We start from the raw sequence: 24961 nt of genomic DNA, 5'->3' as shown, positions 1-24961 counted from the left end.
TTATGCCAGTTTCCAAGTAAACTTTCTTTTTACTTATCAGTATAATTACTTTTATTTATCGCACGTACTTTCATCTTATATTTAATATTTCTTAGTAGTCTAAATAGAACGGGGAATCTTCTGCGGACAAACGATTTAAAAAACTGGAGGTCGCTTATATTTGGTTTTCCTGAATTTCCATTTTTATTATCCTCCGCTATCACATACCATTGAAAATAAAATTTACTTTTCTTTTCTATGATATCTTTCGAGTTGTGAACAAAAAGACTATTATCCTCACAAATTGATTTTACAGCTTTATAGAATTGTTCAGATGATTCGTCCCAACCTGGCCAATTGTTAGCAGTATCTATAGCTTTATCCTTCAAATCTCTTAATAAAGTAGGAGAATGCTTTAAGCTATTTATAAAATTCAAAACAGCTTTGTCATCATCTTTTGCAGCGACCAAAGCATTCTGATCTGAAACAATATATTCATCATGGCCTGTAACATTATATGTTATCGAGGTACCACCACAATGGAACATCTCGAGAGGAGGACCAAACATTCCTTCCACATAACTGAGTTTGATAATAACATCACAAGATCTGTAAATTTGAGCTGTTTCAAAAATAGGAACTTGGGAGAATACTTTGTCTACTCCAGGGTAAGAACTTATCGGACTTGAAGTTAATAACCAAACTTCATCAGCGTCAGATTGTTTGCAGATTTCTATCGTTTTTGGAACATTCTTGAAAGACACGTCTATTGGCCCTTCTACTAAAACCCTAAGTTTCCCCTCTTCTCTTGCCTGATGTCTAACACCTTCAATCGAATAAATATCTTTTCTAATACCATTGGGCACTAATTTTGCGTTTTTATTAAAGTGTTCATTTAAATGCTTTTGTATCCATTTTGCTTCGGTAATTATGTGCAAGGGAAGCTGATAGGTAGATTCTACCAAGTGCCGTAGTGATCTCTCATTCTCATCATAAAATCTTGATTCAATAGACTGAACAAAATAAGCATATGTTTCTGCGGTCACACGATATAGTTCGTAAACAGTTCTCCACCAAGTTGCAATACATACATCAAATTTATCATTTTCGACTTCTTTGTATGTTTTCCAAATTAAAGACCTAGCTTCAGGATGCCAATGTAATCTCTCCATATTAACTTCTTCTTCAGTAATAATTGTTACAAGTACACCTTTTTTGGTTGCTCTTATTGCATGTTCAAAAATTACATACGAACCTCCACTAATATCAGGAGATCCTAATAAGAAAGCCCATTTCATTTTCTTCTTCCCCTAATCATGTTTTGATTTTGATAACTTTTCTATAACCTCATCTCTTTCATCAATCATTTGTGTCATACTTTTAATTGCAGCATCTCGATCATCTATCATTTGTGTCATTTTTTTCATTGCTTCATCTCGATCATCTATCATTTGCGTCAGGTCTAAAATGGTCCTGTCTTTTTCATCTAATGACCTTTTAAGCTCTTCCGCAAGCTGCTTATCGTTTGCGGAAACGACCGTGCCAATTTGATGATTACTCCCACTTTTAAAACTTTTATTATATTTGTAACGTCCATAAATAGGCACTAAATAGCCAAGTCCATGACTACTAAGTGTTATTGGTCCCCAAAAGCCCTTTTCAAGAATAGCTCTCGGGTTTCGTGTCAATATAAAAGTATTTTTAATCGTTTTGATTAAGTCAAACTTATTTTTTGTACTAAAAGTAGAATACTTGAATACCCCAAAATTCTCATAATGATACAGACCATTAAAGAAATTTATCTCCGCTTTTGTTGGAAATAAGACCATTCTAGAATGAATTTTAGCAATTTGTTCAGTGTAATATTCAAGTTTTACACTTCTATTGCAGAAAAGATTACACAATCTCTCAAAAAAATCATATATTTGGCTCTGTAATGGGCTTATTACCTCATCGAATAATTTCTTTTCCATATCTGTTTGGACGGTTTCGACTTCAATTCTATGATTATAATCATCACGAATATATTTATTAGCACTTCCATGAGAAGCACCCAACACTATTTCGTATAATGCTCTGTTTTCATTGTATACATTAAAATAAGGAGTTCTATAAGGAACAGAAGAGAATAGGAGTCCCTGCTTTTTATTATTTTCACGAGTATCCCCTGAGGCAATTAACCCTAAATAGTATCCATGTACTGATACGTTTTCGTTGTATATTCTATATATATTATCTTGTATAGTGCCCTTCCAACCCACATCAACTAAGTGAAAACCCTGTTTTTTTATATTGACAGGGAAATTCTCTATATAACTGTAAAAATTATCTCGTTGCTGAAGCCTTGATTCTTCATATTTTTCAATAAACGTCGAATCATTTCTTAAATCCATAAAAATCTTACTACTAGGGAAATTTTCAATTTTCAACTTGGCATCTATATTAAGTTTATGAGAAATTTCCTCTATTACTTTTTCCTCAAAACTTAAACTTGACAAAAAATCGTATAACGAAATATGAATATATTGTCTAAACAAAATCTCAAACTTTTCACTGTCAAGAGGTAGTAAGCTCGGTAAAAATGTAGATTTTCTAGACACTTTCAAGTAATGAGGCTTTACATAAAAGGCATCTTTGTATCCCTCTTTTTCCTGATATAGGTTAAATAACTTTAACAGGAATTCTCCTTCTCTTGACAAAAAGAATACATTTTTCACGCCATTTTTTATTAAAGACTTGTGAAGCATAACAATATAAAAAAACAAAGAACAGGATATTTCTAAAAATCTCCCCACATGCGACATATCCCTTGCCATCGCGGTTAACTCATTCGCATAATGAGTCTCGCTTTCAACCCGCTTACGAAATTCACTGTAAAAAGCATGCTGTTGTTTCCTATCTATATAATAAGCATCAATACCCTGAGAAAGTGGCACTTTGTAATCTGAGTGTTCATTATCGCCTACCATAATGATGTCTGAGGGATTAAAGTTATTATCACCAATTATTTTTGTGAATAGTTTACCGCTTTTCTTAGTCAGCAAATACTCACTGGATACATAAATCTCATTAATGTACTGAAGAATTCCATGTTTAGCAAATAACTCAGCTATTAACTTTTGCGAGAGATAAAAATCCGAAACACAATAAATTTTAATATTGTGCTTAAGTAACTGAGCTACTACTTCGAGCCATTTAGGATCAATGTACTGAACTGCCATTTCTGTTTCAATTTCAATTTTTTCACATATAGAAATAAATGTATCCTTATCGATATCATCATTCAAAAGTCCTTTATTAATCAGAACTACATACATCGAGGATAGCAAATTGGAGTAGTTAAATTCCATGTCAAAACCTGAATTCGCATTATTTTTACACATTTCGGCTTCCATATTATTTCTCAATCTATATAATTCTTCATAATCAATTGAATCTCCAAAATAAATACTAACTCGTTTAGCCCATATTTTCTTCACATATTCTGGTTCTACATGACGGAGAATTATTGTATCAAACACATCAAAGAAAGCTACTTTTTTATTTTTATCCAGTACCGTATGAATTAAATTTTCCATGTAGGCTCCTTAATCCGCTTTGTTTCTGAAATTGAAAATTATTTTCTTACTTTCGTAATAGTTAACTTTAGTTTCTAAGAGCTCTATTCTCTTACACAAGTCCACAATATCCGCCCTTAAGTTTTGAATTTCATTTTGGTACTGATTACATAACTGATCTCTTTCCTCAATCATCTTTTCCATATTACGTATTAATTGATCACGTTCCTTCACCAAACCTTCAGTCGCTTCCAAGGCAACATCCCGTTCATAAATCAAACTCTCATTCTTCTTTATGACTTCATCACGTTCTGATATCATCATTTCGTTACTTCTAATCGTTTTATCACGCTCTGATATCATCATCCCATTGCTTTTTATTGCCTCATCTCTTTCAGCAATCATCCGTGAGTTGTCGTTTATTATTTTATCACGTTCTTCAACCATCAAAGAGAGATCATTTGTTTTTATTTGCTCAAATGAATATAGAGCCTTATAAGTATACAGATTTATCTTGTCCTCAATATTTTGATCAAGTAGTAAATTATATACTTTATCTCCCTTAGGAAATAGAATCCCCAACCCCCAACTGTGTTTAAACTCCAAGTAAGAATATTTTTGCTTTACTTCACTCCAGAAAACATTTGAACCATACTCAAGAGGACTAAAAACATCATGAAAGAAGATAACACCGTCTTTAGACAACTTAGGTAGCCATGTCTCAAAATCATGCTTCACCGCTTCATAGGTGTGTAGACCATCTATGTGGATTAAATCAGCTGTGCCCTCATTCACTTCAGATAATGCATTATCAAACGTCATCCTTTTCAAGTCAATATTTAAATGACTAAAATGAGCCGTAACTGTACTTTTCACAGTACGGTATACCTCTTCGTCATAATACCCAGCCTGCTCATCTCCAGCCCAAGTATCTATAGCAATAAGCTTTGTGTTTAAGTTGAAATCCTTAACAGCCTGACAGAATGAAAAAAATGAACATCCATAATGGGTTCCCAGCTCTACAATTGTATTTGGTTCAATAAAGTTAATATAATCGTATGCAAACCAACGATGACCTTCCCATGGGGCCACTTTCAACTTCTCGTTGATCTGGTCGGATTCGAATGTTGGCGTACTAATATCCCATTTATTCAAATCGATCTCTCCTTATAATTCTTCAATTGCAACATGCTCAATTCTATTATTAAAGATCGCATGGATTGAAGTGAATACAATATTTTTGAGTTGAATGACATTATGGGCCCAGCATTGTATAGTATGTTGCATCTCATGAAACCCCTCACCCAAACCAAGAGTCACGAAATACTCGTTTTCTTGAATCTCAGGCCATCTAAACTGTAACTTGACAAGATAAGACTTACCTTTTGTTACAGAACCTGAAAATATATTTGAACCGGTTGTATTTTCTCCAAAAATAGCATTTCCATACTTATCATTCACAAGATAACCAACGATCAATTCATCTGTTGTCTTATGAGCTTCTATCAACATATCAATCTCAACTAGATCATTTGCTGAAATATATCCTTTATACTTTTCGCTATTCACACTGAAGTTCAGAGCTTTAATTATGACTTCTTGTGCTCCACCCAATGACTCTTCATTAACAGGTATCCAATCTAAAGGGATACTTGTTTCTTTATCTAATTCCAAAGTGAGAGAATTTGTTTCCGAATTAGCTCGAAATACCTCAGAATGTACGGATTTAGTGTAGTATTCAATCCCTTTCAAGGGATCCCCCTCAAATACAATCTCCCCATTTGAAAGAACAATAACTCTATCTGCCATATTAGCAATAGAACTGAGATCATGTGTCACGAGCAATTTTGTGATATCTGACATTTCCTCTTTCATATATCGATTGCATTTCTGCTGGAAAAAGACATCTCCTACCGATAATGCTTCGTCAACTATAAGAATCTCTGGCTTAAAACTGATCATTACTGAAAATGCCAACCGGGCAAACATACCACTTGAGTAAGTCTTAACTGGTTGGTGGATAAACTCCCCAATATCAGCAAACTCAATAATCTGTTCCAATTTACTATTCATTTCTTCTTTCGAAAAGCCACGCATTGTTCCATTTAGATAAATGTTCTCTATCCCAGTATATTCGGGGTTAAATCCAGTTCCAAGCTCTAAAAGTGCTGAAATCTGACCATTAACTAGTCTATCACCATCAGTTTGTGTCAAAACCCCAGTAATTATTTTTAAAAGTGTGGATTTACCAGAACCATTCTTTCCTATGATACCTAATGTCTCCCCCTTCTTAACGTTCAGAGATACATCTTTCAAAGCAAAAAAATCAGTATGATAGGACCCTCCAAAAATATTCACAGCTTCCTTAATCCTGTCAGTCGGTTTTGAATACAACTTATACTTTTTATATATTCTTTTTAATTCTATAGCTATTTCTTCCATAATAACCTCCACAACTTATAGCACATCCGCAAAATGAGGCTTTAACTTTTTAAATAAATATATGCCTAAAAGCATAATAAATGTAGAAATAATCCAGAAATATGCAGTTTGATTATATCGGTGCCAAAACCAAACATGATGTATAAAAGTATCGCGATAACCCTCAACAATGTAGTATACCGGATTAAGCTTAAACCATTTAATGAGCTTATCTGAGATAATTTCAGGTGACCAGACAATCGGAATCAACCAAAATCCAATCTGAACGAAAATCCCCAAAACTTGCAATGCGTCTTTCATAAAAACAACTAGAGAAGACGTAATAAGCGTTATTCCAATTAATAAATAAAATAAACAAAACAAATAATAAAATACCTGTATATAAACAATATCTGGGTTATAGCCAAAATAAAAAAGTATAACAATAAGAAACAACAAAAAGAATAAATGAATAAAAAACGAAGATACTATCTTAACAATCGGAAGAAAGCCAATACGGAACGAGACCTTCTTCACTAAATAACTATACTCTGGAAAACTATTTGAAGAAGTAAGTAGAGCTTCTGAAAAAAAGAACCACGGAATCATTCCACAAGTGAGCCATAAAATAAACGGGGTCCCATCGGGTCTACTACCAGAACGAAATCCAACTTCAAAGACGAACCAGTACACTGCTATAGTCATGAAAGGTTGAATAAAAGCCCAAAACATCCCAAGATAGGATCCTGCGTATCTAGTTTTAAAATCATTTTTAGCTAGCTCAAATATAAGTTTTAGTTGAGGTTTAATAATGCTAGTTCTTGCCGCCATTTGATAACTCCTTCTGATAGTAATCCAAGGTTAATGCTAGCCCTTCTTCCAAAGTATGTCTCGGGATCCAATTCAAAAGTTCAGCCGCTTTTTGGTTAGTCAAAGCACTTCTCAGAATATCACCCGTTCTTTCATTACGATATTCAGGTCGGATACTGGACTCTAATAAAGAAGCTATTATATTATAAAGTTCATTTATTGTTACTTCTCTATCAGTACTTATATTTAAAACTTCATTGTGGGCCGTAGTTAAAGCAGCTAGGTTTGCCAAGGCGATATCCTTAACGTAGACAAAATCCCTAGTTTGCTCTCCACTTCCATATATCACAGGTACGTGCTTCTGTAGCAACTGATTCAAGAAAATTGAAATGACTCCACCTTCACCTTTAGGGTCCTGTCTTATCCCATATACATTTGCATACCGTAAAATTGTATGCTTTAAGCCATAAGAAACAGAATACAGTTTTATATACTCTTCAGGTGCATACTTAGAAATCCCATAAAAAGAAATGGGAGAAACAGGATGTTGCTCGTTAATACTTACATATTGAGGCACTCCGTATACTGCAGCAGAAGAGGCATATATAATTTTCCTAACATTGTGAGAAACACATTGATTTAAAATATTAATTGTCCCGTTTATATTTATTTGTGCATCTAAGTACGGATCTCTAAATGATTCTTGCACACTTATTTGAGCAGCGTGATGAATGACAATTTCTGGCTCTACATTTGAAAAAATATAGTCCAAACTATTAGTATCACGAATATCAGCTTCGAAGAATTCAGCAAAAGAATTTATATTTTCTCGCTTACCTGTAGAAAGGTTATCAATAATTGCAACCTTATGATTGTGTTTCACAAGTAAATCCACGATGTTAGAGCCAATAAATCCTGCTCCTCCAGTTACTATAACTTTCATAAAACTTCTCCTTTTTTTCGAATATATACTACAAATAAGTTTATCTTTTTGAATATAATTACAAAAGTACTTTGAACAACTGGTTAACTCATTTTCTCTATGCTAAAATGTTGACGTATCTATAAGAAAAGGAGATTGTAAACCTTGTCGAATCCAGTATACGGGAAACAGGCCAAAACGTCGACCCGTGGCGATAAAAGGCCGGTTATATTTTGGGTGTTAATTGTTGGCATTATTCTGTTCTTAGCTTGGGCCCCCTTTCAGGCTGCACTCTTTAACGGACAAATGCTAGAGTTTGAGAAGCCTCTGTATTGGGCTTTGACCATTAGCATGATTCTATTGATTTTGGGAATTGCAACCTATTATAAGAAATTCAAATTGGAAGATCAAAGAGACTGGCTGGCAGTACTTGTTATGTTGCTCCCGCTGACATACGTATTATCATTGATTTCCGCTGCTTCTCATTATCTCGCGATGAATATGGTCGTAGTGCAGTGCATCTATGCCTCGTTATTCATCATTATATTGTACGCCTTACGAGATCGGTTGAGCAACCGTATCATCCAGACTGCCATTATGACCATAGCCTACCTTATTATAGGCTTCGGATTCATTAACTGGTTTGGGCAGTGGGTATTGGCCGGACGCTTGGTGGGTTGGTTCTCTACTTGGGTTTTTAACAATCGCTACATTGATGCTGTTATGACAGACTCTAACGGTTCACGTCTAACAGCAGTTTTCCAGTACGCGAATACGTATGCTGCATTTTTGATGGCGTTTTTGTTTGCAGCCGTTTTTTGCTTAATGAAATCAAAGACTTGGTATGGAAAAGCGACTCACGCCTTTATGCTGGTGCCTATTATAGTATCTCTGTTCCTGACCCTTTCACGTGGTGGTCTTGTGATGCTGCCAGTAGTATTTGTTCTATTACTTTTATTTCTTAAACCTGCACGTCAAATTTTGTGGATACTACATTGCACAATTTCGGTTGTTGTTTCACTTGCTATTTTGAGTCCCATTTCAAATTGGGGACTACAACTGAATCAGGCCTACAACGGCGCTTTGGCAGCTAAGGGCTGGGGACTACTTCTTGGAGCTTCCTTGGTGACTACAGTTGTTTTATGGCTTATACAAACCTATCTGGGATCTCGTTTGGAAAAAGGAATGCAAGGTCTAGCTTCACGTAAATTCTCTAATCTATGGCTACCTGTTGGCTCTGTAATCGTAATTGGTATAGTTGCATTCCTACTCATTGGTACAGGATTACGAAGTTTTCTACCAGCCAATGTGGAGACACGTCTTGAAAATATCAACTTCCGACAGCATAGTGTGCTGGAACGTATAACTTTTTACCGTGATGCTTCTAAGCTGATTGCTGACTATCCGTTGATTGGTGCAGGTGGCGGCGGTTGGGCTACGCTGTATGGAAAATATCAAGACTATAACTACACAAGCGCACAGGCACATAACTTTTTCATGCAATATCTAGTAGAGGTTGGTATTGTAGGATTTATCATTTTTATGGCTTTTATCTTTTATATTTTCTATAAATACATTAAAGGTTACATCAAGAATGACGAGGAAAACCGGGATAGCCACTTCCTTTACCTGATCTTGGCGATGTCCATTTTGCTCCATAGTCTATTGGACTTTAATATGAGTTATGTATTCATGGGCATACTCGTATTTATAGGCCTCGGCGGGATGGCAGCATCAATGGATACACAACGTGTAAAACACTTAGCGTTAAAGCCTTCAAGTTTCCGTCCGATTTATAGTATCGTCATTGGTGTTCTCAGTATTGTACTTATTTTTGTAGGGTTGCGCTTTGTACAAGCTAGCAATGCTGCCAAAGAAGCTAAGGCGTTGGAAAGCAGCAATTCTTTTGAACAAAGGCAAGCTGCTTACAATAAAGATTTGAATTTGCGACCAACTCACAATGACTCAATTATTGGTCTGTCTCGTATGTATTATCAGGTATATCAGCAGACCAAACGTGAAGAGTTCTATGCTGGCGGTCTTGCCGTTGTTGATCTAGGTCTACAGGCAGAGCCGTACAATAAAAACATGCTGTTCATAAAAATGCGCCTTGAGCAGGCAAGAGGAAATAATGACAAGGCATTTGCCATTTTGGAAGATAACCGTGCTAACTTCAACTGGGATCTGGATTGGTACAATTTGCTGATTACCCAAGCGTTTGAGTTTGGCAATGAAGCTCGATTGGCTAAAGACACAGCCAAGGAACAGAGGTATTTCCAAGCAGGTCTTGCTGCTTATCAGCAAGTTCTGGATGGGGTAGCTTACCTTAAGACGATTCCACCTGAAATTGAGTTGACACGTATTTTTGAATTGACTCCAAGCATTGCGCTCAGTACTGGTAAAATAGAGTTCATGTCAGGTAAGCCTGCTGAGGCTGCAAGCATCCTCAAAAGCGGCTTGAAAGACGACCTGAGTGATGCTACAAATCGTGAGGTCGCTCGCTATTATATCGTCGCTCTGCAACAGCAGGGACAAGATGACAAAGCTTTGTACGATAAGCTGATTAAGGCTGATCCGAAGGAAAGAGAGCAAATTGCTCAGTTGAAATCGGAGAAATAGTTAATAAAAAGAGACTAACAGATGACGTTATATCATCCGGTAGTCTCTTTCTTATATTAAGGAAGCATAGTTGGGTTTAGCGAGATGTTTATTTTGGTTGGTCAATCTCTTCAATAACCTGTCTCATATAAGCCAATACTTCATCCTTAATCTCGTTATGCTGTAGAGCATAATGAATGGTCGTTTCAATGAATCCCAGCTTCTCGCCAACGTCATGGCGATTGCCATCAAATTCATAAGCCAGAATAGGGCTCTTTTCTCCCAGCTTGGACAATGCATCCGTCAACTGAATCTCCCCGCCTACTCCCACAGATTGTTGACCCAGAATATCGAAAATATCGGGTGTCAAGATATAACGTCCCATGATCGCCAAATTGGATTTAGCCTCTTCCTTCTTTGGCTTTTCTACCAATCGTTCCGCCTCAGAGATTTTGGAAGTAAGTGCATGGCCTTCAACAATCCCGTAACGATGCACCTCGTTCCAATCGACTTGTTTTACACCTACAACAGAACGCTGATACTCATCGAACACGTCAATCATCTGTTTGAGACATGGATTCTCAGACTCTACGATGTCATCACCCAAAAGGACAGCAAAGGGTTCGTCACCGATGAACTTACGTGCACACCAGATGGCATGCCCCAGCCCTTTAGGCTCCTTTTGACGAATATAGTGGATATCTGCCATCTCTGATGGTTTACGCACTTCATTGAGCAGGTTCCATTTTTCCTTCGAGGTCAAATTATACTCCAACTCGAATGAGTAATCAAAGTGGTCCTCAATCGCCCTTTTTCCTTTACCAGTAACGATAATGATATCCTCAATACCTGATGCTACGGCCTCTTCGATAATAAATTGAATCGTTGGTTTGTCTATGATTGGAAGCATTTCTTTCGGCATCGCTTTCGTAGCAGGAAGAAAACGGGTCCCTAATCCCGCAGCAGGGATAATTGCTTTACGGATTCTCATAGGTTAAACTCCTTTGTCTTCAATATAACGGTTAGGTATACTGTCTATGATTATAACAGGTAGATGGATAAATTTAATAGGTTAAAGAAGAAGACATCTTCCCTTAAAGAGAACATGTCTTCAATCTCTACTTACTATATGATTATATTATGCTTCTAAAATCTATTTGGCTCCTGAACAAATATACAGTTGTTTATTTTACCAGTTGCCCACGTGTAACCCCTAGCTGATTCGTCGCTTTCAGCGTCTTCCATACTTGTGTTCCGCTGATTTCACCGCGCAAGGCACGGTTATAGAGATCAATAACCTCATGAACTTGCTCTGGTGTCTCCTCCAAAAATTCCACGCGGTAACGGGATACGCCTAATTCTAGGAAGTTAGACAGGTATTCCGCGCCTGATTGCTCAATCGCGTTATACACTGTATTACGGCATCCTTCGTCCACGCGAACCGGGTGAGACATCCCAATACGATCACGTAGGGATGCGCGATGATCCTCACACGGACGACCACAGTTAGTGTAGTCTGTGCCTTCACTCATAAAGGTACAATATACGCAGTGTTCGGTATGGAACATCGGCAAATGCTGCTGGATGACGATCTCCAGCTTGTCGGTACGTGTACGTCCCAGCATATCGACCATCTGTTGGATGTTCAGGTCATATGACGGTGTCACCAAGTCACAGCCGGAATCCAGGAACAGATCAGCCGCTTTATGGTTGGCAATATTTAGCGAGAAGTCGCCAATCAATTGCGGATGATGTGCATCCGGGTTCTCCAAGCGATGACGCATGTAAAAATACAAGGCTCCCGGATTGCGTACCAGCACAGCATCCGGTTTCAGGCGCAGGATATTGTTGTGATATCCGTTTTCGCCCGGCATGTGAATACGCGGAGTCACCAACGCAATTCGGCGCCCAGCGCCATGCACAGCCTCTACAGCTGCCGGGAATTGCTTGATGAACTCGAAGTCGGCGTAGATGAACTCCACGCCGGCCTCAAGCGCAGCCTCCACCTGAGGGAGGCTGCGGCACAGCGCGGTCAGCTCTGCCTGACCGCGTGCCACAGACGATGCCGGAGCCGAGGCATCGCCATACACCTCTACCGCCCGTTTCGTGTATACGGGTGGTTTGGGGCGCTCGCCTGCGAGCAGTTCCACCGCCTGACGGCGGATGCTGTTCAGCTCGCGCATGGGCACGATGACGTCTCCATGCAGATGGACGTCCAGCTCTTCCAGCTGGAACACTGTTCCGCCCAGTCGGCCGAATTGCTCTTCGAGCAGTTCGTGCGTCATCGGACGCTTCTGGGCAATTTCAAGCTCCAGCTCGGAGTCCACGCGAACCGTTGTGCCCTTCTGCACGTCGGTCCACCATGTCGACAGCGGCTGTCCTGGGGAGCCGCTGACCCGCACATGTACCGGGAAAACTCGGTACGGCTTTTCGGTTTCGTACGACTGGCGCAGACGCTTGTCCAGCGCCGGGTCGTTGGTCTTCCAAATACGGTCGCCTACGTGCACACGGCGCAGATCCACATCATTGCGTCCTGCTACGATGTCAACGATCCAGCCTTCTCCGGCTTCGCCTTCAATCTTCACACCCTTGCGGCGGATATCGTATACGCGTCCGCCTTCTTCTTTTTGCGTAGGATCTCCTGCATCAAATACAATACCATCGCCACGCTTGAGCGGGGCATCGATGCGGCATACTACCCCATCACGAAGGATTTGTTCCACTCGGCCCAGGTACACGCCCCGGCTTTTCGGGAACGTACCGTCCACCAGCTTTTTGTTATTCGTTCCTTCCAGAAAACCGTGCGTAAAGCCGCGTGAAAAGCTCTGCTGCAGCTCGCGGATATCTTCTTTGCTCGTCTTGGACGTATCGCCATCAAAATACTTGTCAATGGCCTTGCGATATTTGCTAACCACATTCGCTACATATTCAGGCGTTTTCAGTCGCCCTTCAATTTTAAAGGAAACCACCCCGGCATCAATCAGTTCTGGCATCAAATCAATGGCCGCCAAATCCTTGGGGGATAGTAGGTATGTCACATCGGCCATCGGCTTTTGCTCTCCATCCACCATCAAATCGTAAGGCAAACGGCATGCCTGTGCACACTCACCACGGTTTGCAGAGCGTCCGCCCCACATTTCTGAAGTCAGGCATTGGCCTGAATAAGATACGCATAACGCTCCATGCACGAATACTTCCATCGGAAGTCTCGCTTGATCGCCAATTTTTTGAATCTGTTTTAGATTATTTTCACGACCCAGCACAACCCGTTCCATGTTGTACGGCTTTGTGAATTCTACAGCCTCCGGCGAGGTGATCGTCATTTGGGTAGAACCATGGATCGGGAAATCCGGTGAAATGTCGCGGATCATTTTCACCAAACCCATATCCTGAACAATTAGGGCATCGACTCCGGCATCAATACAGGCATCAACCAGCTCTTTAGCGTCCTCCAGCTCGTTTTCAAATACCAGTATATTGAATGTCAAAAAGCCCTTAACCCCGTAGCTATGCAAAAAAGCCATAATCTCGGGCAGTTCATCCATGCGAAAATTATTCGCCCGTGCTCGTGCGTTGAATTTTTCCACCCCAAAAAAGATCGCATCGGCTCCGTTCGCTACCGCTGCACGCATACAATCCCAGTCACCTGCTGGTGCCAGAAGCTCGACATCTTCTCTTCGTACTGCTGATTTCATTATTGCCCTCCCTATATGCTGAAAACGAATGACCCCTCATTGAATCACGTTGTTTTCAGGGCAGCTATGCTGCTTACTTGGTCATCTCAAGAACGTTCCATCCACTCATTCCAAAGCTGGTTATGTTCAGTCAGGGGAATGGAAACTTACTAAGAATCATATTATTAAGTCCTATCTGTCTCTATCATCTTGTCCGATCATTCACACACCGAACCATCGGTCCTCCGCATGAATCGCATCCAACTCAAAAAATCCGCATCACAAACATCTGCGGCAGAAATCATTCTTATCTTGTAACTAATCTAGTGTACCAGACTGCGCCCCAAGCTTCTACACTTTCCAAGCGATTCCTTTAAAAATATAATACTAAAAGCACAAAAACACCTCCAATCCCGGTCAGCGGTGCTTTGGAGGTGCGTCATCATATCATTAACTAAGCAAACCTATACTTCGCAAGCATTTCTCCCCAGGGTGATATTCCTTCCTCCCTGAAACCAGATTTTCTGTATAGCTTTCTAGCTAGTTCATTATCTGGTTTATATCCAATCATGATAACATCAGTCCTATCACTGGCTTTCCTGATTTCGTCGATAACCAGCAACATTGCATGGTAACCATGACCTCGACCTTGAAATCTTTCGTCAATCATAAATCGGTAAACCCAGTAGTTTCCGTCATCCGGGTCTAAACCAAACATCGTAAAGCCAATCAATACGTCATCATTATAAATTGCTTTAGATAAAAATCCATCTAAAAACTGACATTCGGCAATTGAGTAAAGATTAGATACCATAAATCTTTGTTGTTCAGGACTCGGTTCAAGCTCAACACATTCTTCCCAATTACTTTTATCGACTGCCTTTAATGTAATTATTTTTAGATTCCTCCTATATAGAACAACATCTTCGATCTTCCCTGCTTACTTCACTCTTTAAAAGATTAGTGGTATTTGGCGGTCGTCAGCGAAGCGGGCCATTTGAATCCGAAGAAGCGCCAGCGATCGTAGGAACAAATGGTACGCGTAGCCTCTACCGACTACAACTCACTAATCTTTTCCCCACACCCTCTACTTCACAAAATGAAACGAATTCAGCGTCGAATCTAGTGCATTAGACTGTGCCGCTGTGTTGTTCGCATCGTTCAATGTCGTTGTCACGGTATAGGTTTTACCGTTATGCTCCAAAACGATTTGGCGACCTGTATAACCGATACCTTCCTCTACACGGTGGAATGTAAAGGACACTGCTGGAACTCCAGCAAACGTTACGTCCTTCACTTCCTCTACTTTGAGGTTTTTATAGTTCTTGGCTTGCTTATCATAGAAGTCCTTAAGCTGAGACACCGTTAATTCAAAGGATTGGTCGTTGTCGATTTTGATGGAAAAACGTCCTCCGGTAAATTGATACTCTATATCTCCCAATTCAAATTGATCGCTAACCGCGGTCCAATAGCGTGGGATATTCACTGTATATTCATATGCTTTAGACGTCTTTTTAATCGTTTTCGTTTTGTCGGCCAGGTAGTCATCCTCTTCCAATTGTCCGAAGTTATTTGCTACCGTTTGAAAATCAATTTGAAGCGAGGAGATGATCGCGTTGAACTGGTCATTTCCCTTGCTTACTTTTTCAGGCACTGCATATTCAGCCAGGTAGCGGTATCCATTTTGCTGAATCAGCACATTGTACTCTTTGACCCATTCATCTCCAAAATTATAGCGGTACTCCTGCACTAATCCCTGAACGCCTGCAACTTCCAGCGGATATGTCTTTTGTGCCTCATAAGCAGTGGACACAAATGAATCGCTCAGCCATTTTTGCAGCTGCTGACCCCAGTTCTCCAATTTTCCATCCGCAGGAGCTGAGGTGACTTTCATGTTGAAGCTTGATCCGTCATTGCTTTCATATTGCATTCGCTGGTCGTCCATTTTCCAGCCTGCGGGTATTTTGAGTGACACACCATAGTCTGGGTTCCCGGCCTCGCGTGTGCCTCCGACAACAGTGGACAAGTCTTTAATACTTTTATCCTGTGCGTTAAAAGAGGTTTTAAAGGAGTTCAGCAGTCCGGCATACTGGGCCAGATCTTTATAGTTCGTTGCTTTAGCATCGGAAAAATATATTACATACAGTCGTCCATTGTCATAGTACTGACGATTTTCCCATAGTACGCCGTCCCCATCCTTCGTAATAACACGAGCATAAGGCACTTTCGCTTTCGGGAAGGATTTTCGATCCACCACAGTTTCTCCTGTTTCCTTAGCTGCCTGCACCAATTGTTGCAGCAGATCGTCTGCATTCAATGGAACCGGTTGTATTGCTGTGTGTACTTCCATATAGTATGCACTGTTCTCGTCCATAAATGTGGAAATGCTCTCATCTCCACCTCCCTGACCGATGACGAGTCCTGTTGGATAGTTCATGGACCAATCGTAGTAACTGTTCCCGATCTGCGTCTTGCCCTCATCATTATCAATGTTCGGTGTTTCTTCAGCTACCGTACCCGCCTCTTCTTGGGCTTGCATCCGAATGATGATTCCTGCGCCATTCTTCTCCATCTTACCGCCAAGCCCTTCTGCTACTTGACGCAAAGGCACCATGAGGATCCCTGATGACATTTCTGGCGGAGCCGGAAGTGTTACCTTGTGGCCCCTCACCCAGGCTGTACGACTACCAATTGTCAGCGATACGACGTGAGTGCCGCTGGTGATCTTGACCACATTATCTTCAGCTAGGCGAATTTTGCTGTTAAATGCCTTTTTAAACACACCAGCCGGAACCATCAGTGCACCACTTTTGGAATAGGGCTTCGTAATATTCGCATTTTGACCGTTCACGATGGCTGTATTGCTGCCACTTTGCAGTCGCAACTCCAATATGTTTTTATCTTGATCTGCTGCAACTGCTGGTAAAGCGGTAAGCAGAAGGGACAATGCGACAGCGCCGACCCCCAGCTTACGCATCATTTTTCTTTGCATATGCTTCACAGTAAATCTCCCTTTAGCTTTATTTTATAGATTCATGAGCCGTTATCGTTCATCTTCCCGTAGCTGAATCTGATGCTTCTTTCGAAGGCGCTATGCCGTCATCTACAGTAGCTCCTGATTCATTCGAATCCTCAAGATCTTCTCCAGACTGAATGGAATCATAAATTTCACCATTATCCTGTGTCAGTACCAGCTTGCGCTTTACAATATCACCGTCCGATTGCATAAGTACACTTATCGTTTGCCCTGGTTGATAGTTTTTAAGCAGCTCATTGACATCAATGGCAGAGGCTACACGCTTGCCGTTAATACTATACAGCTCATCGCCTTCCTTGATTTTGGCCTGTACGGCATTGGCTGAAGTGATTTTCGTGACTTTCAAAGGATCCTCGGTAGGCAATCCGACGATAGCTGACCAGCTCTCTTCGAGCCCTAAGCCAAGACTAGCACGCCGAACCTCGCCATATTTGAAAAATTGATTGATGACATATTTCACTGTATCTGCCGGAATCGAAAAACCCATATTTTCAATTCCGACCGCAGAGAATTTCATTGTATTAATCCCGATGACCTCGCCCTTGAGGTTGACCAGCGGACCACCGCTGTTACCAGGGTTGATCGCGGTATCACTTTGGATCAGACGATAAGCAGCGTTGACACCACGGTTCAGCCCGCTAACAACACCTGAGGTTGCCGAGTTACGAAGTGAGAAAGAGATCGGCGTACCGATGGCCACTACCTGCTCGCCTACCTGTAAACTGTTCGTAGAAGCTGCAAAGGTAGCAGGCTTAAGGCCGCTTGCCTTAATTTTAATCAACGCCAAATCACTGATCGGATCGCTGTAGCTGTCGATGATTCCGTAAGATTTTCCGTCCGAGGTTACAACTACGGCATCACCTAATCCTTCGATAACATGCGCATTCGTAACAATCCATCCATCTGCCCGAATGATGACACCCGTGCCGTGAGCCAGGTTGTATCGGTCTCCCCCTGCTACGGTCTCTCCTGTCGCTGAACGACCAATGATGCCGACTACAGAAGGAGAAACATTTTTAACGACCTGTGGCACACGATCGGCCGATAACGTATATGTACCATTTGCGCTGTTATACGCGCCGCTGGTTCCTAATGCTTTATTCATATCACTTACGTTAACATAGACCCCGCCATTAATGACCTTGGCCTTTAATGCAGTTCCACTGCTGGCTGCACCCGCTGTTCCAGAAATACATAGAGCGCTGCCCAAAGCTAGTACAGCCGCCCTTTTCCCCATCTTACGCATATACTCACCATTTCCTCTCCAACATGACCCTGTTCTATCAGTTAGTCCAAATCTACCATAGAGGGGGCACGCATACAATCGCTTTAAGCCCTATCTTTTTCTAAAAAAGGACCGTTTGCTGCATCCCTATCCTCTCATACTATTTATATTATAAATTTTCCAAATCCTTATATCAAAAAAATAAGCAAAAACAATAAAAAATCGTTATACCTTTTAGACCATTCCTTCGTTTACGGGCATAACCAACTATGATACCATCACATTATATCTTAGTTATATTGTCGGAAATAAAAATAAAATCGTGAGTTCTATATCTAACATCTCAAGTATAAATAAGACACCTGAAGGAGGTTAAAAGGATGGCCTATGAACCAATCTGGAATGCTCATCCCGATAAGCTTAACAAGTTTGAGCTAGTCAAGCTGGAAAAGGACGGTCTCGACGTTATACGTACTATCATCGAAAGCTATGCGCACAAAGGCTATGACTCGATCTCTGCGGACGATATGGACCGATTCAAATGGGCAGGGGTTTACCAGCAAAAACCCAAGGATGGCCATTTCATGATGCGCGTCCGCATCAACACAGGGATCATGACTTCAGCCCAGGCACGTGCCTTAGCGGACATCTCCGCGTTGTATGGGCGTGGTCTCGTAGATGTCACCACCCGTCAGGCGATTCAATTTCACTGGCTGACCGTTGAAAGCTTGCCGGATATTTTCGAACGACTGGAAAAGGTCGGTTTGTATTCCTTTGAAGCCTGTGGGGACTGCCCGCGTACCATTGTCGGCAATCCGCTGGCTGGCATTGATCCTAATGAACTGGTGGATACTCAGGAGATTGTAGATGAAGTAAACCGCTTTTTCTTATTAAATCGTGACTTTTCCAATCTTCCGCGCAAATACAAAATGTCCATCTCCAGTAATACCTACAACAATGCACAGGCTGAAATTAACGACCTGTCCTTCACTCCGGCAACCAAGATCCTTGACGGAAAAGAAGTGGTTGGTTTCCATGTGATGGTTGGCGGTGGATTATCTGCCAAGCCGCATTTGGCACATCCGCTGGACTTGTTTGTCCGTCCTGAGGAAGTGCTGAAGGTTGCTATTGCTGTCACAACCATCTTCCGTGATTACGGCTATCGGGAAAAACGGCACCATGCCCGTCTGAAATTCCTCATTGCCGATTGGGGCCCGGACAAATTTCTAGCCAAGCTTACCGAGTACACTGGCGAAATGCCAGGACGAGGTGAAGATAAAACCATTGGGTGGCAAGCCGCCTATTTTGACGGTATACATCCCCAAGCCCAAGAAGGTCTGAACTATGTCGGTCTGAACGTACCTGTTGGTCGCCTCAGTGCTGACGAGTTGCACGAACTGGCCGACCTGGCTGATCGCTACGGCGATGGACAGATTCGTACCACGATGTCGCAAAATATATTGCTGAGCGGTGTGCCGGATGACCAAGTAGATGAGCTACTGAAAGCTCCTGTGCTGCAACGCCTGACACCACAGCCCAAGCATTTTATGAGCCGTACGGTATCGTGCACAGGAAATGAATTTTGCAATCTGGCGATTGTGGAAACGAAAAAGCGAGCGGTTGACGTTGCCGAGTATTTGGATCAGCACGTACAATTGGATGAAAAGGTGCGCATCCATTTTATCGGCTGCCCGAATTCCTGCGGTCAAAAGCATATTGCGGATATTGGACTGCAAGGCTCGCTCCTTAAGACACCTGAAGGCATGGTTGACGCGTTCGACATCGCTGTTGGCGGGGCGCTTGGAGCTGGTGCCCAGTTCAACAAGACACTCAAAGGCCGCGTACGTGGGGACCAGGTTGGTCCTGTATTGGCAGAGCTTATTCTGTTCTACAAAGAAAATAGGATTGCTGGCGAAAGCTTTTATGCGTATGTACAGCGTGTAGGCATTCCGTCTTTCCAGGAAAAGCTGTCCGCCATTTTACAGTCCAGCCACGTTGCATCCTAGACATTAAGTCCATTAACAGCCTGCTTGTATTTTATATACAAGCAGGCTGTTTCTTATGCCATAAACCAGCGCCATACCTACTTCCTACTTCTTCGATTGAATAAAAAAAGACACCGGATTACTCCGGTATCAATATTTTCGCAAAATCGAGTACTATTGGCTTATGAGCGCCTGTTGTAGATGTCACCACCGCGTAGCCTGAAGGTATCTTATATATCAATCCCGTATCATATCGGATGCCGAAGGAGTTATCTTCCTTATAATGAGTCTTCGTTTCCCATACCTTCGTACCGTTTCCTTTTAAGCCTGTGATAGTGATGCCATGCATCTTCGTGGTTTTACCCAGTGGGTCATATTGATCACTGAACTGGACGTACAACTGCTCCTCGGGCAGATATACCCGGTCAGCCGCGTAGTCCTCTGTGTTACTAAACAATTGCAGACCATTACTTAACACCTGGGTGCGTTTGCTGTTTCCTTTAAGCCCTGTTACAGCAATATGACCGCTAGACAACTCATGTACCGCGGCAATTTCTTTACCTGATCCTAAGTCCAGATGGACATCACGGATATTGCGACCATACACATCGGCTTGTACCCCCACGGGACCATCTGAGCTGTTCAATAGCGCATAATATCCATTGTGATTGCCGACCAGCCAACCCGAGGTCACTCCGTTTGTCGTTCGATTCCATTGTATATCGCCAGTTTCAGTGTATTTGAGTACAGTGAAGGACTGCTCCGCAGGGTTCAGCGAGGACACCAGAAAACTGCCATCCTCTAGCGGCTCCAATCCTACCTGAGAATTCTGCCCATAGGATATCAAACCGTCAGTGGATAACGTTTTGGACCACAGGGGGTTTCCATCCGCATCCAATCGTGAAGCCTGCACATCTCGCATTCCGTTCGGTTGGGTATAATCAAGCAGAAACAGCAAGCCACCATCCGACGTCTCCCGCTGGACTCCCCTGCTACTTGTTCCCGGCTGTACGCTCAGGTCTTGCTGGTGTTTCCATACTGTCTCCAGAGAACTATCCAGCTTGCCATACGTGACGTGTACTACACTGGCTTCTGTATCGTCTTCGACGTTCAGCATTAAGAACCCGCCCTTTGCAGCGGGCTGAATGTAATTGTGAGCGCTCTCGGAATCCTTAATACTGCCAATCGCTGCACTAGTTTCGATCTCGGCTTGTTTGGGCGCATACGCCTCGGACACCTCGGATGCATAGGCCGGTACAGCACTATAACCCAACAACCATGCCGCTAAAGCGACTCCTGCTGCCCATGAGTATACACGTGTACGTAGAACTCTACTTTGCTTAATCTTCAAACGTTCCAGCTCCCTTCATGACTTCCTCAGAGATGTGATATAAACCTTAGATGCAATTTAACTATAAACGGTCGCTTCAACTAGTAATGGTTGTCACGTGGGCACGGAACTTCGTATGATGCTAGATAATCATAAGTTATATATTAACCTCTTCAAGCCCGAGCCTAAACATCCAAAACTCTAAAATGTAGAGATTACTCAGAGACTTTCTATCGAAGAATATACCTATAGATTTATTATTCCAGCGCTTGGTAAACTATGTGTCACATGCTTTAACGCAGGAATTTAATAAAAGTTTTCTTTTTTTACAAAAAAAATAAACCCTGCCAACGGGAAGGCACAAATACGCTAATTTGTATTCTGCCTTCCTGTCTGTGCAGGGCTTTCACAACGTACGTTAAAACTGTATCTATAGATCGACGGTCTGAAGCGCTTGACTGCGCTGTGTATCCCGTTCAAGGATCGGCTTTAAGTATCGGCCTGTATAGGATTCCTCTACTTTTACAAGTTGTTCTGGTGTCCCGGTAGCCAAGATCGTTCCACCGCCGCTTCCACCTTCGGGCCCCAGATCAATCAGGAAATCAGCTGTTTTAATTACATCTAGATTATGCTCAATAACCAGTACGGTCTCGCCTGAATCGACCAAACGATGCAGCACTGTCAACAATCGGTCAATATCGTGAACATGCAGACCGGTTGTCGGCTCATCCAAAATATAAATGGTTTTGCCTGTGCTGCGACGATACAATTCGGAAGCCAGCTTCACACGCTGTGCTTCACCACCAGACAAGGTAGTCGCTGGTTGACCCAGCTTGATATACCCCAAACCTACATCCATCAGCGTCTGAATCTTGCGATGAATCTTCGGGATATTTTCAAAAAATGCTGTCGCATCCTCTACCGTCATCTCCAGCACATCAGCAATACTCTTCCCTTTATACTTAACCTCAAGGGTCTCCCGATTATAGCGTTTGCCTTTGCACACTTCGCATGGTACGTACACATCAGGCAAAAAGTGCATCTCAATCTTGATGATCCCGTCGCCTCTGCAAGATTCACATCGGCCTCCCTTAACGTTAAAGCTAAACCGGCCTTTCTTGTAGCCTCGAACCTTAGCCTCGTTCGTCTGCGAGAATAAGTCACGGATATCATCGAACACACCTGTATAAGTTGCAGGATTGGAACGCGGGGTACGGCCGATTGGCGATTGATCGATCTCAACAACCTTTTCGATATGCTCTAGCCCGCGAATTTCTTTATGTTGACCTGGGCGTACTCTCGCACGGTTCAGATCACGCGCCAACGTTTTGTACAAAATTTCGTTGACCAGCGTCGATTTTCCAGACCCGGATACGCCAGTGACAGCCGTGAAAACACCCAATGGAATTTTGACATTCACATTTTTGAGATTGTTCTCCTTGGCTCCGCGAATCTCCAGCCACTTATCCGCAGGCTTGCGCCGCTCGGTATTGACCGGAATAAACTTGCGACCGCTCAAATATTGCCCGGTCAGGGAATTCGGATCTTCCATAACTTCCTGTGGAGTCCCCTGCGACATGATCATCCCGCCATGGATTCCGGCTCCTGGCCCAATGTCAATGATATAGTCTGCCGCCATCATCGTATCTTCGTCATGCTCCACCACGATCAGCGTATTGCCCAGATTCCGCATATGTTCCAAAGCACTAATCAGACGATCATTATCGCGCTGATGAAGCCCAATACTTGGCTCGTCCAAAATATAAAGCACGCCCATCAGACTAGACCCGATCTGTGTCGCCAATCGGATACGTTGTGCCTCCCCGCCGGACAATGTACCTGCTGCACGGCTTAAAGTCAGGTATTCCAGACCAACGTTCACAAGGAATCCCAGTCGGCTGTTAATTTCCTTTAAAATGAGGTTGGCGATCGACTGCTCTTTCTCACTCAGCTCCAGTGTATGGAAAAAGTGAGAAGCCTCCCCGACAGACAAAGCTGTCACATAAGCGATATTGCGCTCTTGAATGGTTACCGACAGGCTTTCTTTTTTCAGTCGGTGCCCCTTACAGGTGTTACATGGCTTTGCACTCATAAAGCCTTCAATAAATTCACGTATTCCCTCAGAAGCGGTATCACGGTAACGACGCTCCAAATTCGGGATAATGCCTTCAAAGGTCACATAGGCTTCCTTACGTTGACCAAAATCATTTTCATAGCGGAAACGGATCTTCTGGTCACCTGTTCCGTGCAAAATAAGATTCATTTGTTCTGACGTCAATTGGCTTACAGGAATGTCCTGCGGAATACCGTAGTGTTCGCATACGGACTGTAGAAATTGAGGATAATAAGTGGAAGTTCCTCCACTCCATGCCTGGAACGCCCCATCTTCTATACTTTTTTCTGGATCAGGTATGAGCAGATCAGGGTCAACGACCATTTTGACTCCTAACCCATCACAATCTGGACAAGCGCCGAACGGACTATTAAAAGAAAACATCCGTGGAGATAGCTCATCTATGCTAAAACCGCAAATCGGACACGCAAAGTTGGAGCTAAATCGCAACTCCTCTTGCCCTATAATATCTACAAGCAACTGTCCGCCTGAAAGATTCAGTGCCGTCTCAATAGAGTCGGACAGACGCGCACGTACATCTTCCTTGACTACGATCCGGTCTACGACCACTTCAATCGAGTGCTTCTTGTTCTTCTCCAGTTCAATCTTCTCGGACAATTCACGCAGTTCGCCATTCACACGTACCCGTACAAAGCCCTGCTTGGCTATATCAGTGAACAGTGTTTTATGCTCACCTTTGCGGCCGGATACCAATGGAGCCAGGATTTGCAGCCGCGTCTTTTCAGGATACTGCAAAATGCGGTCTACCATCTGTTCGACGGTCTGTGAAGTGATTTCAATGCCATGTTCAGGACAATGAGGATGACCTACTCGGGCAAATAACAACCGCAAGTAATCATAGATTTCTGTAACTGTTCCGACCGTAGAACGAGGATTCCGACTTGTCGTTTTTTGGTCAATGGAAATGGCAGGAGACAGGCCGTCAATCGAATCGACGTCCGGTTTCTCCATTTGCCCGAGGAATTGACGGGCATACGCAGATAATGATTCCACATACCGCCGCTGTCCTTCTGCATAGATCGTATCGAAAGCCAGTGATGATTTACCTGAGCCGCTAAGCCCCGTCAGGACGACGAACTTGTCCCGTGGAATCGTCACGTCAATATTTTTGAGATTATGCGCGCGTGCGCCTTTGATGATGATGCTTTCATTCGCCAAATGTTTCATCTCCTTAGCCGTAATTCACGTCATCCTATATCGCATTGGATTATCCGATGGAAGTGATATATCGCAAAGAGAACGACCACATCGGCCGTCCTCACTATTTCTTAAAAGCAATCAAACATTTT

Annotated in this window: 15 protein-coding genes; 2 read left to right on the top strand and 13 right to left on the bottom strand. The window is 42.3% G+C overall.

The genetic code is table 11. The annotated features are described in order from the left end of the window. Positions 1-29 precede the first annotated feature (29 nt). The 6 genes from ACXHJ2_RS00745 to ACXHJ2_RS00720 are packed head-to-tail and all read right to left on the bottom strand — an operon-like array spanning position 30 to position 7710. Positions 30-1277, bottom strand: a complete 1248-nt coding sequence (locus tag ACXHJ2_RS00745) for a glycosyltransferase (RefSeq protein ID WP_165079705.1) — start codon at positions 1275-1277, stop codon at positions 30-32. A 12-nt stretch (positions 1278-1289) separates the two neighbouring features. Next, positions 1290-3557 carry an HAD hydrolase-like protein gene (locus tag ACXHJ2_RS00740; protein ID WP_165079706.1) on the bottom strand — a complete coding sequence of 756 codons (2268 nt, stop codon included), beginning with the start codon at positions 3555-3557 and terminating at the stop codon, positions 1290-1292. 9 nt (positions 3558-3566) lie between these two features. After that, positions 3567-4691 carry a class I SAM-dependent methyltransferase gene (locus tag ACXHJ2_RS00735; RefSeq protein WP_081317874.1) on the bottom strand — a complete coding sequence of 375 codons (1125 nt, stop codon included), beginning with the start codon at positions 4689-4691 and terminating at the stop codon, positions 3567-3569. Positions 4692-4703: 12 nt separating this feature from the next. Continuing rightward, positions 4704-5978: an ABC transporter ATP-binding protein gene (locus tag ACXHJ2_RS00730; protein WP_058830165.1), complete on the bottom strand. Its 1275-nt coding sequence runs from the start codon at positions 5976-5978 to the stop codon at positions 4704-4706. 15 nt (positions 5979-5993) lie between these two features. Next, positions 5994-6788: an ABC transporter permease gene (locus ACXHJ2_RS00725; RefSeq protein ID WP_058830166.1), complete on the bottom strand. Its 795-nt coding sequence runs from the start codon at positions 6786-6788 to the stop codon at positions 5994-5996. Then, the gene (locus ACXHJ2_RS00720; protein WP_058830167.1) at positions 6772-7710 is read right to left on the bottom strand and encodes an NAD-dependent epimerase/dehydratase family protein; all 939 of its coding nucleotides are present in this window, start codon (positions 7708-7710) and stop codon (positions 6772-6774) included. Before ACXHJ2_RS00720 ends, ACXHJ2_RS00725 begins: the two co-directional genes overlap by 17 nt. Before the next feature lie 144 nt (positions 7711-7854). On the opposite strand from ACXHJ2_RS00720, the gene ACXHJ2_RS00715 reads away from it, so the two are divergent. Continuing rightward, a complete protein-coding gene (locus tag ACXHJ2_RS00715) occupies positions 7855-10308 on the top strand; it encodes an O-antigen ligase family protein (RefSeq protein WP_165079707.1) in 2454 nt (817 codons plus the stop codon). 88 nt (positions 10309-10396) lie between these two features. On the opposite strand, the gene galU is transcribed toward ACXHJ2_RS00715, so the two are convergent. From galU to ACXHJ2_RS00690, 5 genes are all read right to left on the bottom strand, one after another. Continuing rightward, on the bottom strand, positions 10397-11278 hold the full coding sequence (gene galU, locus ACXHJ2_RS00710) for a UTP--glucose-1-phosphate uridylyltransferase GalU (RefSeq protein WP_165079708.1): 882 nt from the start codon (positions 11276-11278) through the stop codon (positions 10397-10399). 193 nt (positions 11279-11471) lie between these two features. Continuing rightward, complete coding sequence (locus tag ACXHJ2_RS00705) at positions 11472-13982, bottom strand: U32 family peptidase (RefSeq protein ID WP_058712204.1); 2511 nt, start codon at positions 13980-13982, stop codon at positions 11472-11474. Positions 13983-14415: 433 nt separating this feature from the next. Next, positions 14416-14856 (bottom strand): GNAT family N-acetyltransferase, encoded by a 441-nt coding sequence (locus ACXHJ2_RS00700; RefSeq protein ID WP_165079902.1) that lies wholly within the window; start codon positions 14854-14856, stop codon positions 14416-14418. Positions 14857-15048: 192 nt separating this feature from the next. Continuing rightward, on the bottom strand, positions 15049-16962 hold the full coding sequence (locus ACXHJ2_RS00695; protein ID WP_013373317.1) for a stalk domain-containing protein: 1914 nt from the start codon (positions 16960-16962) through the stop codon (positions 15049-15051). A 49-nt stretch (positions 16963-17011) separates the two neighbouring features. Next, positions 17012-18244: a S1C family serine protease gene (locus ACXHJ2_RS00690; RefSeq protein ID WP_165079709.1), complete on the bottom strand. Its 1233-nt coding sequence runs from the start codon at positions 18242-18244 to the stop codon at positions 17012-17014. 359 nt (positions 18245-18603) lie between these two features. On the opposite strand from ACXHJ2_RS00690, the gene ACXHJ2_RS00685 reads away from it, so the two are divergent. Continuing rightward, positions 18604-20229, top strand: a complete 1626-nt coding sequence (locus ACXHJ2_RS00685) for a nitrite/sulfite reductase (protein ID WP_129550083.1) — start codon at positions 18604-18606, stop codon at positions 20227-20229. Between the two features lie 118 nt (positions 20230-20347). Here ACXHJ2_RS00685 and ACXHJ2_RS00680 read toward each other — a convergent pair whose 3' ends face one another. After that, positions 20348-21559: a hypothetical protein gene (locus tag ACXHJ2_RS00680; protein ID WP_016324774.1), complete on the bottom strand. Its 1212-nt coding sequence runs from the start codon at positions 21557-21559 to the stop codon at positions 20348-20350. A gap of 409 nt (positions 21560-21968) precedes the next feature. Further along, positions 21969-24830 (bottom strand): excinuclease ABC subunit UvrA, encoded by a 2862-nt coding sequence (gene uvrA, locus ACXHJ2_RS00675; protein WP_013373321.1) that lies wholly within the window; start codon positions 24828-24830, stop codon positions 21969-21971. Positions 24831-24961: the final 131 nt, after the last annotated feature.

The organism is Paenibacillus sp. ALE3 (genome assembly GCF_054113405.1).
Note: the sequence above shows the minus strand (reverse complement) of the source record. Positions and strands in the feature narration are given on the sequence as shown.

What these genes read in the sequence shown, in the direction of transcription:
- ACXHJ2_RS00685 (WP_129550083.1), top strand. Translation starts at nt 18,604, where the DNA reads ATGGCCTATGAACCAATCTGGAATGCTCATCCCGATAAGCTTAACAAG.
- ACXHJ2_RS00740 (WP_165079706.1), bottom strand. Translation starts at nt 3,557, where the DNA reads ATGGAAAATTTAATTCATACGGTACTGGATAAAAATAAAAAAGTAGCT.
- ACXHJ2_RS00690 (WP_165079709.1), bottom strand. Translation starts at nt 18,244, where the DNA reads ATGCGTAAGATGGGGAAAAGGGCGGCTGTACTAGCTTTGGGCAGCGCT.
- ACXHJ2_RS00730 (WP_058830165.1), bottom strand. Translation starts at nt 5,978, where the DNA reads ATGGAAGAAATAGCTATAGAATTAAAAAGAATATATAAAAAGTATAAG.
- galU (WP_165079708.1), bottom strand. Translation starts at nt 11,278, where the DNA reads ATGAGAATCCGTAAAGCAATTATCCCTGCTGCGGGATTAGGGACCCGT.
- ACXHJ2_RS00720 (WP_058830167.1), bottom strand. Translation starts at nt 7,710, where the DNA reads ATGAAAGTTATAGTAACTGGAGGAGCAGGATTTATTGGCTCTAACATC.
- ACXHJ2_RS00705 (WP_058712204.1), bottom strand. Translation starts at nt 13,982, where the DNA reads ATGAAATCAGCAGTACGAAGAGAAGATGTCGAGCTTCTGGCACCAGCA.
- ACXHJ2_RS00745 (WP_165079705.1), bottom strand. Translation starts at nt 1,277, where the DNA reads ATGAAATGGGCTTTCTTATTAGGATCTCCTGATATTAGTGGAGGTTCG.
- ACXHJ2_RS00725 (WP_058830166.1), bottom strand. Translation starts at nt 6,788, where the DNA reads ATGGCGGCAAGAACTAGCATTATTAAACCTCAACTAAAACTTATATTT.